A 13,125-nucleotide genomic window follows, 5' to 3' on the forward strand; every position below is an offset into this window, starting at 1 on the left:
GACCGTCAGCCGGCGGGCTTCTGCCGCTCGCCCGTTTCGGCGCCTCCCGGCCGGGCGCCCCCGGGCCGGACTCCCCCGTATGCGCCCCCGCCCATGAACCCGCGCAGCAGATCGATCGGCACGGGGAAGACGATCGTCGAGTTCTTGTCGCCGGCGATGTCGTAGAGCGTCGAGAGGAAGCGCAGCTGCATCGCCTCGGGCGTCTGCGAGAGGATGCCCGCGGCCTCGGAGAGCTTCTGCGAAGCCTGCATCTCGCCCTCGGCGTCGATGATGCGGGCGCGCCGGTTGCGCTCGGCCTCGGCCTGGCGGGCGATGGCCCGCACCATGCTCTCGTCGATGTCGACGTGCTTGATCTCGACGTTGGCGACCTTGATGCCCCAGGCGTCCGTCTGGCTGTCGAGGATCTCCTGGATGTCCGAGTTGAGCTTGTCGCGCTCCGACAGCATCTCGTCGAGGTCGTGCTTGCCGAGAACGGAGCGCAGCGTCGTCTGCGCGAGCTGCGAGGTCGCCATCATGTAGTCCTCGACGTTGATGATGGCCCGGTTGGCGTCGACGACGCGGAAGTAGATCACCGCGTTGACCTTCACGGAAACGTTGTCCTTCGAGATCACGTCCTGCGAGGGCACGTCCATGGTGATCGTGCGGATGTCGACCTTCACGGCCTGCTGCAGGACGGGGATGACGAAGACGATCCCCGGCCCGCGCACGCCGGAATAGCGGCCCAGCGTGAAGACGACGGCGCGCTCGTACTCGCGCATGATGCGGATCGCGCTCGCGACGATGCCGAGCACGACGAGCGCGATGACGAGGTAGGCGACGAGATCGAGGCCCATCATCGGGGTACTCCTGTGCGTGTCATCCCGCCGGCGGCTGCGCGGCGGGGTGCGTGGGGTCGTGGCTCTCGCGCCCGAGGCGCGAGACCGTGAGCGTCAGGCCGTCGCGGGAGAGGATGCGTACCGGCTCCCCCTGGGCGAGCGGCTCGTCGGCGATGGCGTGCCAGCGCTCGCCGTGGATCTCGACCTCGCCGGCGAAGGCCTCCCAATGGAGCACCCGCGCCCGCTCGTCGACGAGCGCCTCGTCCCCGGTCGCGGGGCGTCGCCGCAGCGCGCGCACGGCGGCGGCGAGGACGATCGTCAGGAGCAGCACGGTGGCGAGCGTCGCCGCGACGGCGACGGCGGGCGAGAGCGAGTAGCCGGGCACGTCGGTGTCGAACAGGATGAAGGAGCCGAAGCCGAACGCGACCGCCCCGCCGATGCCGAGTGCCCCGAAGGAGGGCACGAACACCTCCGCCACCATCAACGCGATGCCCAGCGCGATGAGGAGCACGCCCATGACGTCGATCGGCAGGAAATTCAGCGCGAACAGGCCGAGCAGCAGCGAGATCGCGCCGACCACGCCCGAGAAGATCACGCCGGGGTTGGCGAACTCGAAGATGATGCCGTAGATGCCGATCAGGAGCAGGATGTAGGCGATGTTCGGGTCGGTGATCAGCGCCAGCGCCTCCACCAGGAAGCCCGGCTCGTGCGACACGATCGCCGCGCCGCCCGTCTCGAGCCGCACGTCCGCCTCGCCCAGCCGCACGACGAGACCGCTCGCCTCGCGCAGCATCGCCCGAACGTCGTTCGCCAGGATCTCGACGACGCCGTCCTGCACGGCGTCGGCCGCGGTGAGCGTCGCGGCCTCGCGCACGGCGGCCTCGGCGAAGGCGGCGTCGCGCCCGCGCAGTTCGGCGAGGCCGCGGATGTACGCGGCGGAATCGTTGATCGCCTTGCGCGCGGACGCGTCGCCCACGTCGCCGCCGCCGAGGCCCACCGGCGTCGCGGCCCCCAGGGTCGTGCTCTGCGCCATGGCCGCGACGTGGCTCGCGTAGAGGATGTAGGTACCCGCCGAAGCGGCCCGCGCGCCGGCGGGGCCGACGAAGGTCGCCACCGGTACGGGCGCGGCGAGGATCGCGGCGACGATGTCGCGCGTGGCGGCGTCGAGACCGCCGGGCGTATCCATGCGCAGCACGAGCATGCCGCCCGGCGCCTGCGCGGCCTGCGCGAGCGCGTTCTCGACGAGCAGCGTCGTGGCGGGGCCGATCGGGCCGTCGACGTCGGCGACGATCACGGTCTCGACCGCGTAGCGCTCGCTGCGCGGCTCGCCCTGCGCGGCCGCCGGAGTGCCGGCGGCGAGGAACCCCACGAACACGAACGCCACGAACACGAACGCCACGAACACGAGCGCTGCGAACACGAGCACCCTGTCGCACAGGCGCGCCGGAAGGCCGACGCCGCGGACCGGTCCGACGATGCTCACGAGCCGCCCTCCCGCGGATTCACGCCGGTGTCGACCCTGGCGGCCCCCACCTGGTCGGCGACGACCGCGCCGCGCGCGCCGAGCGGCGCGTCGGGCGGTCGGGTCGTGTCGGCTGCCGTCTGGTGCTCCATCTCAGCGTCGACCTCCGCGCCCACCAGCAGGATGACCGTCGAGATCCAGGCCCACATCATCACCGCCGCGATCGTGCCCAGCGAGCCGTAGGTGGCGGAGAAGTCGGTGAGGTTCGAAACGTAGTACGAGAACCCCGCCGAACCAACGAGCCACACGGCGGCGGCCGTCAGCGAGCCCGGCGAGATCCAGCGCCAGCGCGCCGGCACGCGGCTCGGCCCGTAGCGGTAGAGCGCGGCGATGCCGACGTTGGCGACGAAGAACAGAACCAGCGTGGGGAAGGCCGCGATGAGGAGCCGACCCAGCCCGCCGAGCGGCAGCGCCTGGAGCACCACGGGCACGCCGACGACGACGTTCACCAGCACCATCGTGAAGACCAGCGTCGCCAGCGTGAAGGCGAAGGAGCGGCCGTAGAGCGAGACGAGCGAGCGCTTCTCGCGCTCGCCGTAGATGACGTTGAGGGCGTCGAACAGGGCGAGCACCGCCGAGTTGATGATCCACAGGGCGATCGCCAGCGTGATCGCGAAGGTCGCGGTGAGCGTGCCGGTCTGCGCCGCGATCAGCCGGTCGAGTTCGCTGGCGATCAGCTCGAGCAGCCCCACGGGCAGGAAGCCCTCGAGCTCGTCGAGCTGCCCGGAGAGCACCTCCGGGTCGGCGACGAGTCCGAACAGGGCGACGAGGGCGGCGAGAGAGGGCACGATGGCGAAGACGAGGAAGAAGGCCGCTCCCGCCGCGTTCGGGGCGATGCGGTCGCGGCCGTAACCCTCGAGCACGCGCCAGAACACGTCGCGCAGGCCCTCGGGCGGGATCCGCCAGGGGCTCGTCGCGTCGCGCCCGCGCCCGTCCTCCCGCGCGCGGGCGCGTGCGATCGGCAGCGACGTGCGCCCACGCCCCGGCGGCCGCCGCATCGGGCGAGGCGGGCCGGCCTCGCGCTCGCCCGGGCGTCTCTCGGTGCCGTCCCCGGCGTCGTTCTCGTGCACGATCCCTCGCTGAGCAGTTCCCTTCCAGCCAACGCGCCCACCCGCCCGGACGTTCGACGGCCGTGCTCGCTCGCGTGCGCGCAGGGCCGCGGCGAAGCGTCGCCGTGGGCCGACGCGGGCACGGAACCCTCGCTCGGCTCGGATGTTGAGTGCCCGAACCGACGAGGAGTGCATCATGACCGCCAGTGCTCAGAACGGCGACGATCGTCCCCGCGCCGATTGGGACGAGCTCAAGCGCGAGGCCTCCGACGCCGCCCGCGACACCGCGGAGGAAGCGCGCGAGGCGGGCTACGCCTTCGTGAGCGGCGCCCGCGATCGCGCGACCGACTACCTCGAACGCCGCAAGGAGAGTGCCGTCCAGTCGATCGACGACGTCGCGCACACCCTGCGCGAGAGTTCGGAGACCTTCGACGACCGGCCCAACCTGCGTCTGTTCGTGGACAGCGCCGCGGACGGGCTGGAAAACCTCGCCGAGGAGATCCGCGACCGCAGCTTCATCGAGGTCTACGCCGACGTCGAGCAGCTCGCCCGGCGCCGCCCGGCCCTCTTCGCCACCGCCGCGGGGGTCGCGGGCTTCATGCTCGCGCGCTTCCTGAAGAGTTCGGCCGAGGAGGTCGAGGAGCGGCGGATGCACGGTGCCCATCAGCGCGAGCAGCGCCATGCCCGCCGCTACGGCGGTGCGGGCTACGCGCCGGGCGCCGCGCAGGCGGGCTTCGAGGCGTCCCGCGGCCCCGGTGGCCACGGCGCCGAGCGCCGGCCGCTCGGGGAGACCCACGAGGGCCCCACGGGCACCCGCGCCGCCCGCAGCGAGAGTTCGAACGTCTCGGGCACCCGCACGCCGCAGCGGTCCGGCGGCGAGCCCGGCACGTCCAGCGCGGCCGCGGCGCAGGCCGCCGCCAACGCCGCCGCGCGCCCGCGCGGCGAGAGCTGAGGAGGCCGTCATGGATCATCGCGATCCCGCAGCCGACGCCGAGCATGCGCGCCGCAGCGCCCGCGAGAGCGCCTCGATCCAGGGCCTCGTGGCCGAGGCCCTGCGCGAGGCGGCCGATCTCGCCCGCAAGGAGGTCGCGCTCTTCCGCGCGGAGATGAGCCACAACGTCAAGCTCGTCGTCGCCGGCCTCGTGGCGCTGCTGGCGTCGAGCGTCTTCGCCATCGGCACGATCGTGCTGCTGACCGACGCCCTCGTGGATTGGCTCGCCGTCCTCGTCGGGTCCGACGCGCTCGCCTCGCTGATCGTCGCCGGCGTGCTGTTCCTGATCACGCTGGCGCTGATCCTCTACGGCCGCGCGAAGCTGTCGTCGGCCACGCTCGAGCCGACGCACACGATCCGCTCGGTGGAGCGCGACGGCGACGTGCTGACGAACCGGCGCCACTGATCCCGAGGGGAACGCGATGAACAGGATGACCGATCTCGAGCGTGACATCGAGGAGAGCCGCGCGCGGCTCGACCATACGATAGACCGCCTGCAGGACCGCATGAACGCGTCCGGCGTCGCCGACGACGTGCTCGGTACCGCCCGGCGCTACGGCTGGGGTCCCGAGCTCGACCGCGCGGCGGAGGCGATCCGGGAGAACCCGATCCCGGTCCTCCTCGTCGCCGCCGGAATCGGCTGGCTCGCCCTGTCGATGACGAGCGCGAGCCGGCGCCGCGCCGCGCGCGAGGACCTGAAGCGACGGGGCGTGTGGGACCGCCCGCCTCGTCGGCACGTCTCGGGCGACCCCGCTCTGCGCGACGGCGACATCGATCCGGCGGCTCGTGTGCGCCCGGTTCCCGCGGACATGCTGCGCACGGAATCACCGACGACGACCGGCCGGCCGCCGGTCGAGCCCGTCACCCCCGAACGCCCGGCGCCCTACGCGCCGGTGGCGGGATCGGCGTCGGGCGCGCGCCGCTGATGCGGGGCGCGCCGCCGTCGAGCCTGCGAGACACTCAATCGAGGCGCGAGCCTCGCGAAAGGAGACCACCATGGCCGAGATCAGGAAGGACGAGAAGCCGATCGTCGACCCGGGCGACGCCCGCACGGATCGCCCGGCCCAGCCCGCCACGGCGGCGAGCCCGGTCTCGCCCGCCATGCCGGGCTCGACGCCCGGCTCGAGCCCGACGCCGATGCCGGCGACCCCGGGGGCGGCCGGATCGCCGCCCTATACGCCGAACCCGGCACCCGGCGGCACCTACTCCCCGCATCCGACCTACGCCGCCACCCCCGCGGGCGGGCGTGGGGAGGGCGGCGGCACCGGCTCCTCGGATTCGGTGCGCGATCGCGCTGCCCGGGCCTACGAGGAGACCCGCCACCGCGCCGCCGGCGCCCAGGAGCACGCGCGCGACCGGCTCGACGAGGCCCGTGCCCGCGGCGAGGGCTACTACGAGGAGGCCCGCCGCCGCGGCGAGGGCTACTACGAGGAAGCCAGCCGCCGCGGCCAGGCCGCCTGGGACCAGGCCCGCCACTATGGCGAGGAGTATTACGAGGACGCCATGGCCTACGGCCGCGAGGCCTACGACGCCGGCCGCGGCATCCTGCGCGAGAACCCGATCCTCATCGGCGTGCTCGGCCTCGCCGCCGGCCTCGCGCTCGGCGCGCTGCTGCCGCGCACGCGCCAGGAGGACCGGTATTACGGCCCCTACGCCGACGAGGCGCGCCGGCGCGGCAAGGACTACGCCCGCGAGGCGCAGGAGCGCGGCATGGGCTACGCCCGTGACGCCATCGACCGCGGTCGCGACTACGCCCACAACGCCTTCTCCGAGGAGGGCGGCCACCCGGTCCACGAGGACGAGTGGCGGCGCGAGCGCAGTGCCGAGGAGGATGCCGCCCGGCGCACCAGCCCCGGCGGCAACGGCCGGCATTGATCGCGCCGACTCCGGCGCGGTGCCGACGGTCGACGAGGGGGGACGCGGGCGGCCCGTGTCCCCTCCTCGCGTACCGGCTCACGCCTGCTCGGGCATGCGTGCGCCGCTGCGGAAGAGGCCGGTGAGGAAGACCAGCATCATCTGCACGAAGAACAGTGTCGCCGCGAGGACGAGGCACGCCACCTCGCCCCACGTCGTTCCCACGACGGCCCCGATGAGGGCCCCGAAGGGCCGCGCGCCCCAGTTCGCCGTCAGATACATGGACGACACGCAGCCGATCATGTGACCGGGCGTGACGACCTGGCGCAGCGTGTTCGACGTGATCACCCAGATCACCGGCCCGAACCCGAACAGGAAGAACGCCAGCGCCGGGATGACAGCCGTCTCGTAGGCGACGTTCGAGACGATCAGCAGCGCCGCCACGAACGAGACCACAGGGCCGAAGGCCAGCGCGGCGCCGAAGCCGAGCGCCCCGATGATCCGCTGCGAGAGCAGCGACCCGGCGAGCAACCCGATGCCCATGCAGCCCAGCGCGTAGCCGACGACCTCCGCCGTCAGGCCCCAGGTCTGGATCGCGATCGGCATGAACGCCGCCTGGAGCGTGAACCATGCGGTATTCCAGACGAAGGCCACCAGCATGATGGTCGAGAGCTGGCTGCTGCGGACGATGAACCGCGCCCCGTCCGCGATGTCGCGCAGGGGCGTCTTGCGCTGTGCGTCCGGGTTCTCGACCCGCCCGCTGCGCGCGATGTTGGCGACGAAGACCATCGTCAGCACGGTGAGAACCACACCGAGGATGAAGACGTTCGACGCACCGAACCAGGCCGCGAGCGCGCCGGCCATGGCCGGACCGAGCATCAGGCTCAGGCTGCGCATCAGTTCGAGCCGGCCGTTGTAGAAGGAGAGGTCGCGCTTCTCGACGAGCGCAGGCAGGTAGGCCGGCAGCGCCGCGTTGAAACCGACCGACCCGAAGGCCGCGAGGAAGCCCAACACCGCGAGGCTCCAGACCTCCACGCGGTCGACGTAGACGAGGACGAGGATCGCCACGAGCGCCGCGACCCGCACGAGTTCCGTCACGAGCATGACGCCCCGCTTGGAGACTCGGTCGACGAGGACGCCCAGGGGGATCGACAGGAGGAGGTAGGGCAGCGTCTGCAGGGCGTTGATCGTGCCGACGCCGCCGGCGCCGAGGCCCAGGGACAGGACCGCGATGAGGGGGATCGCCGTCAGGCTGAGCTGGTCGGCGAGTTGGGCGAAGAAGTTGGCGCCGACGAGCGCGTTCACGTCGCGCGTCGGGGGCGTGGGCCGGTTCATGCCGTGGTTCCTCGGGTTCGATCGTCGGCGAAGCGGGTGAGCCCGGCGCAGGCCCGCTCGAAGGCGCCGCGGGCCGCCTCGCTGATGTTGCGGGCGCGCACGGCGCCGTGGACGAGACCGGGCTCGACCACGAGTTCGGCCTCGATCCCCTCGGCCATCAGGCGCTCGACGTAGGCGACCGAATCGACGCGCAGCGAGTCGAGTTCGGCGGCCATCACGTAGGCCTTCGGAAGCCCCGCGAAGCAGCCCGAGAGGAGCGGCGAGACGTGCTCGTGGAATACCGTGTCGCCGGGCGCATAGCAGGCCGTGTAGAACTCCATCTCGCCGGCGGTGAGGAGCGGCGCGTCGCCCCCGCCGCCCCGCCAGCGGGAGAAGTCGAGGACGGGGTTCAACAGAACCTGCCCGGCGAACGCGTCGTCGCCGGCGTCGCGCAGCCGCATGCACAGCACGACCGCCATGTTGCCGCCGGAGCTGTCGCCGCAGATCAGGAGCGTGTCGTGTGCCACGCCGAGGCTCAGTGCATGCGCGCGCACGTGGCGCAGCACACTTTCGCAATCCTCGATCGCGGCCGGGAACGGCGCTTCGGGCGCGAGCCGGAAGTCGGCCGCCACGACGTCGAGCGCGGTCGCTGCGCAGATGTCGGCCATCAGCACGTGATGCGTGTCGAGGGACCCCAACACGAAACCGCCGCCGCGAACGTAGAAGACCAGAGCATCCGACCGGCGGCCCTGCTTCTGGTAGATGCGGAACCGCCGCGTGACACCGTTCTCCTCGTAGGCGACTTCGCGGCTGCGGACGCCCACGGGTTCCGGCGCGTTGAAGCTGCGCGCCAGCGTCTCGTAGAGCGCACGTTGCTCGGGGATCGGCAGCCTGTGGTATTCCCCGGCCATGATCGCGTTGCACCGTGCGATGAATTCCTCGATCCCATCGGCGTAGATCCTCTGCTCGACGTTCATGATGGCGCTCTCCCTCCCTCCATTCTCGCGGCGCTCTCGCGACAGGCGCCGGGATCGGCTTCGGCTCAGGCGTAAAGATCCGCCTCCAGGGCACGGATGATCCGGCGGTCGATCTGGATCTGCTCCGGGTCTTCGTGGGCCAGGGCGACGAAGCCCATGTCGAGGCTGGCGAAGAGATCCTTCGTCGGGACGAGGACGTCGCCCTGCTCGATGGCGATCCTCGAGACGTGGTGGCTCGGCAGATCCGCGATCCGATCGAGGGCCGCGCGGTTCGTCACGACGCCTCCCTCGCGACAGAGCAGAAAGACGATGGTGAGGTTGGTCCCGAGTTCGTAGCCGTCGTCGCACGGCCGGCCCTCGGCGAAGCTGCGGGCGATACGGTCGACCTGGCTGTCGCCGGTGGCGTGCCGGCAGAAATGGGGGTGCCCGCCCCCGTGCGGCCGTGCGCCGATCTCGACGAGCCGGGGACCGTTCTCCGTGAGCATCACTTCGACGTGACTGGTGCCGTAGCGCATGCCGACCGCGTCCAGCACCGCGAAGGCATGGTCGCGCAGCGCATCGGCGCCCGCGAACCCGGGCGGCATCCAGTCCATCGTGTCGTAGACGGCCATGAACGGGCCGTTGTCGACCTTGTTGTAGCGGCAGATGCTGGCGACGCCGTGCCGGCCGTCGTAGCTGACGGTGTCCACCGCGTACTCGACGCCGTGCAGGAACTCCTGGACGACCAGCATCTCGTTCTCGTGGCCGAGGCGATCGACGGAGCCGAGCAGCTCCGCGAACCGCTGCCGCCAGCCGCGCCCCGCCTCGATCCGTGTGACGCCGTCGGTGCTCGCGCTCATGGGCGGCTTGATCACGAGATCCCGGCCGAGCAGGTTCTCGCGTGAGATCCAGGCCTCGACCTCCTCCGCGCGGTTCGTGCAGATCTGGCGCATGCCGGGGATGCCCGCCGCCGCGACGGCAGCGGCCATCTCGCCCTTGTGGCGGCGTGCCCGGGCGAGTTCGGGGCGATTGGCGAGTTCCGGCAGGAGCACGGGGGCGATCGTGTCGGTCAGCTCGACGCCGGATTCGCAGCCGGTGAGGATGCAGCGCGGGTTCATCGCGTCGAGTTTCTCGATCACCCGCGGATACTCGTCTTCCCGGGCGACGAGGATCGCGTCGAAGTCCTGCGGCTGGAAGGACGCCGCGTAGACGGCGGGCGGTTCGGGCGCCGACATCACGGCGACGACAGGCCAGCCGACCCGGCGGAACGCGTCGGCGAAGACGGCGCCCGATGAATACGGATCGACGATCACCGCAGGACCGTCTCGCGTGTGTGGCATGGCACGGCTCCCGACTTCGCGGCCGTCGCGCGCCTGCCTGTCCGGCGCGAGCGAAGGCGTCGGGACCGAACGTAAGGCCTCGCAATCTCGGCTTTCCACCCGTTTCCTGCTGTCATCTGGACGTGCGTCTTCCTTTCCGCGGCGCGTCGGTGCCGGATCGGTTTCCCGGACGCTCCTCGCCCCCGGCTTGTCGACCCTCCCGCTTCGTCGTACACACGGGCTCGCGGTCTTCGCCCCGCTGGGCGGTCCGAACCTCTCCCGACCGCGCGCGGCCCCCGTGCGCGGCGGATGTCGAACACGCGACGGGCAGGGCATGAAGATCGTCGTCTGCGGCGCGGGACAGGTGGGCTCCACCATCGCGCGCCATCTCGCCAACGAGGGGATCGACGTCACCGTCGTGGATTCCGATCCCGGCCAGGCCAGGCGCGTGGACGAGAGCTACGAGGTCCGCGGCATGGTGGGCCACGCGTCGCACCCGGAGGTGCTCGAGCGCGCCGGCTGCCGCGACGCGGACATGCTCATCGCCGTCACCCGCTCGGACGAGGTGAACATGGTGGCCGCCCAGGTCGCCTACTCGCTCTTCCGCGTGCCGCGCCGCATCGCCCGCGTGCGCCACCACGGCTATCTCGATCCCTATTCCCGTGCGCTCTACGCCGCCGACCAGATGCCGATCGACGTCGTGATCTCGCCGGAGCTCGAGGTGGCGAACGGCGTCGCGCGGCGCCTGCGCACGCCCGGCGCCTTCGACACGGTGCCGCTGGCCGAGGGCCGCGTGCAGCTGATGGGCATCCACACCGACACGCCGGGCTGCGTGCTCACCGGGCGCACGCTCTCCGAGGTGCCCCAGGTGATGCCCGATCCGCACATGATCGTGGTGGCCATCGTGCGCGACGGCACCGCCTTCGTGCCCAAGGGGGCCGACCGGATCGAGAAGGGCGACGACGTCTACGTCGTCACCGAGCCCTCCCGGGTCGACCGGGTGATGGCCGTGTTCGGCCACGAGGAGCGGGTGGCGCGCCGCGTCGTCATCGTGGGGGGCGGCAACGTCGGCCTCAACCTCGCCAAGATGCTCGCCCGCGAGGCGCCCTACGTGCGCCTCAAGATCATCGAGCATTCCCGCGAGCGGGCGGAGTTCGTCTCCCGCGAACTCGGCGATCGCGCCGTCGTCCTGCACGGGGACGCGCTCGACACGGACGTGCTCGAGGAGGCGAACGCCGGCTCCGCCGAGACGGTCGTCGCCGTCACCAACGACGACGAAACCAACATCTTCTCGTCCGTGCTCGCCAAGCGCATGGGCTGCAAGCGCGCGATCACGCTCGTCAACAAGACGAGCTACGAGCCGATCATGCCCTCGCTCGGCATCGACGCGGTGGTCTCGCCCAACGCCATCACGATCTCGACCATCCTGCGCCACGTGCGCCACCGCTCGGTGTCGGCGCTCTACACGCTGCGCGAGGAGTTCGGCGAGGTGATCGAGGCGAAGGCGCAAGCCGGCTCGAAGCTCGTATCGGGCCCGATCAACCAGATCGGCCTGCCCGACGGCATGCTCATCGGTGCCGTCGTCCGCGGCGAGCAGGTCGTGATCCCCCACGGCGACTTCCGGGTCCAGGCCGGGGATTCCGTCATCGCCATGGTCACCTACAAGGCGCTGAAGAAGGCGGAGGCCTTCCTGGCGGGCAAGGGACCCGACATCCGCATCGGCGAGCGCTGAGCCGATGGCGCGTGTCTCGCTCGACACCTGGACGCCGCCGGCCTTCCGGCCGATCATGCTCCTCGTCGGCGGGATGCTCCTGTCGCTCTCGGCGGCGATGCTGATCCCCGCCGGGTTCGATCTCTACGCCCGCAACGACGACTGGCGCGCCTTCGCGCTCTCCTCGGTCGTCACCTTCACGTCCGGCATGTCGCTCGTGCTGGTGGCACGCACGAAGCTCGCCGGCGGGCTGACGCTGCGCCAGGCCTTCGTGCTCACCCCGCTGACCTGGCTGACGGTGGCCCTCTTCGCCGCCCTGCCGCTGTACTTCTCCGACTACGCCCAGCTGCGCGAGAGCTTCGCCAACGCCTTCTTCGAATCGATGTCGGGCCTCACCACCACGGGCGCGACGGTGATCGTGGGCCTGCAGGACGCGCCGCCGGGCGTGTTGATCTGGCGGGCGCTGCTGCAATGGATGGGCGGCATCGGCATCATCGCGACCGCCATCGCCATCCTCCCGGCGCTGGGCGTGGGCGGCATGCAGCTGTTCCGCACCGAGAGTTCGGACCGCTCCGAGAAGGTGCTGCCGCGGGTGCGCGAGATCGCCACCGCCATCGTGGCGCTCTACCTCGGCTTCACGGTGACCTGCGCGGTCGCCTACTGGCTCGCCGGGATGACGCCCTTCGACGCGCTGGCGCACGCGCTCACCACCATCTCGACGGCGGGCTTCTCGACGCACGACAACTCGCTCGGCAACTGGACGACCCCGGCGATCCAGTGGATCGCGGTCTGCGGTATGCTCGCGGGCGCGGTGCCCTTCGTGCTCTACGTGCGCCTGTTCCAGGGCGAACTCGACACCTTGCGCAACAGCCAGGTGCGCATCCTGCTCGGCTTCCTCGCCGTCGTCGTCGCGCTGATGACGCTGTGGCTCGTCTCGACGGAGCGCTACGCGCTGCCCGACGCGCTGCGCCACGCGGCCTTCAACATCGTCTCGGTGGTGACGACCACGGGCTTCGCCTCCACCGACTACGGCGCCTGGGGCAACGTGGCGGTGGGGGTGTTCTTCGGGCTGATGTTCGTGGGCGGCTGCACGGGCTCCACCGCCGGGGGCGTGAAGATCTTCCGCTACGAGGTGATGGCGCGGCTGCTTCACAGCCACTTCCTGCACCTGATCTACCCCCGCGGCGTCTTCCCCCGCACCTACGCCAAGCGCCCGCTGCCCGACGACGTCGTGGCCTCGGTGGTGGTGTTCTTCTCGCTGTTCTTCGTGTGCTACTCGATCATCACCATCGTGCTGATGGCCTTCGACCTCGACTTCCTGACGAGCGCCTCGGCCGCGGTGAGCGCGCTCTCCAACGTCGGCCCGGGGCTCGGGCCGATCATCGGCCCGGCGGGAAACTTCAGCTCTTTGCCCGACCCGGTGAAGTGGGTGCTGGCGTTCGCGATGCTGCTGGGGCGGCTCGAGCTGTTCACGGTGCTCATCCTGTTCATGCCGCGGTTCTGGCGGGGGTGAGGCCCACCTTTCCGCTACGGAAGTAGGGGTCTGCTGCGTACTCCTCGTCGGAAGCGGCCATCGAGGCGCTCCCATCCATCG

The 13,125-nt window shown here is 71.3% G+C and carries 12 protein-coding genes; 6 read left to right on the top strand and 6 right to left on the bottom strand.

From position 1 onward, the window contains the following. Nucleotides 1-5: 5 nt before the first annotated feature. The 3 genes from AB9M23_RS11095 to AB9M23_RS11105 are packed head-to-tail and all read right to left on the bottom strand — an operon-like array spanning nt 6 to nt 3,407. Nucleotides 6-833, bottom strand: a complete 828-nt coding sequence (locus AB9M23_RS11095) for a slipin family protein (protein ID WP_372424722.1) — start codon at nt 831-833, stop codon at nt 6-8. A 22-nt stretch (nt 834-855) separates the two neighbouring features. Next, nucleotides 856-2,298, bottom strand: coding sequence for an NfeD family protein (locus AB9M23_RS11100; RefSeq protein ID WP_372424602.1), 1,443 nt, complete (start codon nt 2,296-2,298; stop codon nt 856-858). Continuing rightward, the gene (locus tag AB9M23_RS11105; protein WP_372424603.1) at nt 2,295-3,407 is read right to left on the bottom strand and encodes a YihY/virulence factor BrkB family protein; all 1,113 of its coding nucleotides are present in this window, start codon (nt 3,405-3,407) and stop codon (nt 2,295-2,297) included. Before AB9M23_RS11105 ends, AB9M23_RS11100 begins: the two co-directional genes overlap by 4 nt. 175 nt (nt 3,408-3,582) lie before the next feature. Between AB9M23_RS11105 and AB9M23_RS11110 the strand changes: the two genes are divergently transcribed. The 4 genes from AB9M23_RS11110 to AB9M23_RS11125 all read left to right on the top strand — a co-directional run bounded on the left by AB9M23_RS11110 (nt 3,583) and on the right by AB9M23_RS11125 (nt 6,252). Then, nucleotides 3,583-4,338 carry a hypothetical protein gene (locus AB9M23_RS11110; protein ID WP_372424604.1) on the top strand — a complete coding sequence of 252 codons (756 nt, stop codon included), beginning with the start codon at nt 3,583-3,585 and terminating at the stop codon, nt 4,336-4,338. Between the two features lie 10 nt (nt 4,339-4,348). After that, complete coding sequence (locus AB9M23_RS11115) at nt 4,349-4,783, top strand: phage holin family protein (protein WP_372424605.1); 435 nt, start codon at nt 4,349-4,351, stop codon at nt 4,781-4,783. A 16-nt stretch (nt 4,784-4,799) separates the two neighbouring features. Beyond that, the gene (locus tag AB9M23_RS11120; protein ID WP_372424606.1) at nt 4,800-5,303 is read left to right on the top strand and encodes a DUF3618 domain-containing protein; all 504 of its coding nucleotides are present in this window, start codon (nt 4,800-4,802) and stop codon (nt 5,301-5,303) included. Between the two features lie 70 nt (nt 5,304-5,373). Beyond that, nucleotides 5,374-6,252 (top strand): hypothetical protein, encoded by an 879-nt coding sequence (locus AB9M23_RS11125; RefSeq protein ID WP_372424607.1) that lies wholly within the window; start codon nt 5,374-5,376, stop codon nt 6,250-6,252. 78 nt (nt 6,253-6,330) lie between these two features. On the opposite strand, the gene AB9M23_RS11130 is transcribed toward AB9M23_RS11125, so the two are convergent. The 3 genes from AB9M23_RS11130 to AB9M23_RS11140 all read right to left on the bottom strand — a co-directional run bounded on the left by AB9M23_RS11130 (nt 6,331) and on the right by AB9M23_RS11140 (nt 10,198). Further along, nucleotides 6,331-7,566, bottom strand: a complete 1,236-nt coding sequence (locus tag AB9M23_RS11130) for an MFS transporter (protein WP_372424608.1) — start codon at nt 7,564-7,566, stop codon at nt 6,331-6,333. Continuing rightward, nucleotides 7,563-8,522 (bottom strand): alpha/beta hydrolase, encoded by a 960-nt coding sequence (locus tag AB9M23_RS11135; RefSeq protein ID WP_372424609.1) that lies wholly within the window; start codon nt 8,520-8,522, stop codon nt 7,563-7,565. The genes AB9M23_RS11130 and AB9M23_RS11135 overlap by 4 nt, the downstream gene beginning before the upstream one ends. 65 nt (nt 8,523-8,587) lie before the next feature. Next, nucleotides 8,588-10,198 (bottom strand): ATP-grasp domain-containing protein, encoded by a 1,611-nt coding sequence (locus AB9M23_RS11140; protein ID WP_372424610.1) that lies wholly within the window; start codon nt 10,196-10,198, stop codon nt 8,588-8,590. On the opposite strand from AB9M23_RS11140, the gene trkA reads away from it, so the two are divergent. Together trkA and AB9M23_RS11150 are read left to right on the top strand one after the other, a co-directional pair. After that, on the top strand, nt 10,155-11,552 hold the full coding sequence (trkA, locus tag AB9M23_RS11145) for a Trk system potassium transporter TrkA (protein WP_372424611.1): 1,398 nt from the start codon (nt 10,155-10,157) through the stop codon (nt 11,550-11,552). The two genes, AB9M23_RS11140 and trkA, sit on opposite strands and share 44 nt — an antisense overlap. Nucleotides 11,553-11,556: 4 nt before the next feature. Continuing rightward, a complete protein-coding gene (locus tag AB9M23_RS11150; protein WP_372424612.1) occupies nt 11,557-13,044 on the top strand; it encodes a TrkH family potassium uptake protein in 1,488 nt (495 codons plus the stop codon). Nucleotides 13,045-13,125: the final 81 nt, after the last annotated feature.

The organism is Salinarimonas chemoclinalis (assembly GCF_041514305.1).
In the GTDB taxonomy this organism is placed as follows: domain Bacteria; phylum Pseudomonadota; class Alphaproteobacteria; order Rhizobiales; family Beijerinckiaceae; genus Salinarimonas; species Salinarimonas chemoclinalis.

What these genes read in the sequence shown, in the direction of transcription:
- AB9M23_RS11095 (WP_372424722.1), bottom strand. Translation starts at nt 833, where the DNA reads ATGGGCCTCGATCTCGTCGCCTACCTCGTCATCGCGCTCGTCGTGCTC.
- AB9M23_RS11110 (WP_372424604.1), top strand. Translation starts at nt 3,583, where the DNA reads ATGACCGCCAGTGCTCAGAACGGCGACGATCGTCCCCGCGCCGATTGG.
- AB9M23_RS11115 (WP_372424605.1), top strand. Translation starts at nt 4,349, where the DNA reads ATGGATCATCGCGATCCCGCAGCCGACGCCGAGCATGCGCGCCGCAGC.
- AB9M23_RS11120 (WP_372424606.1), top strand. Translation starts at nt 4,800, where the DNA reads ATGAACAGGATGACCGATCTCGAGCGTGACATCGAGGAGAGCCGCGCG.
- AB9M23_RS11125 (WP_372424607.1), top strand. Translation starts at nt 5,374, where the DNA reads ATGGCCGAGATCAGGAAGGACGAGAAGCCGATCGTCGACCCGGGCGAC.
- AB9M23_RS11130 (WP_372424608.1), bottom strand. Translation starts at nt 7,566, where the DNA reads ATGAACCGGCCCACGCCCCCGACGCGCGACGTGAACGCGCTCGTCGGC.
- AB9M23_RS11135 (WP_372424609.1), bottom strand. Translation starts at nt 8,522, where the DNA reads ATGAACGTCGAGCAGAGGATCTACGCCGATGGGATCGAGGAATTCATC.
- trkA (WP_372424611.1), top strand. Translation starts at nt 10,155, where the DNA reads ATGAAGATCGTCGTCTGCGGCGCGGGACAGGTGGGCTCCACCATCGCG.
- AB9M23_RS11140 (WP_372424610.1), bottom strand. Translation starts at nt 10,198, where the DNA reads ATGGTGGAGCCCACCTGTCCCGCGCCGCAGACGACGATCTTCATGCCC.
- AB9M23_RS11150 (WP_372424612.1), top strand. Translation starts at nt 11,557, where the DNA reads ATGGCGCGTGTCTCGCTCGACACCTGGACGCCGCCGGCCTTCCGGCCG.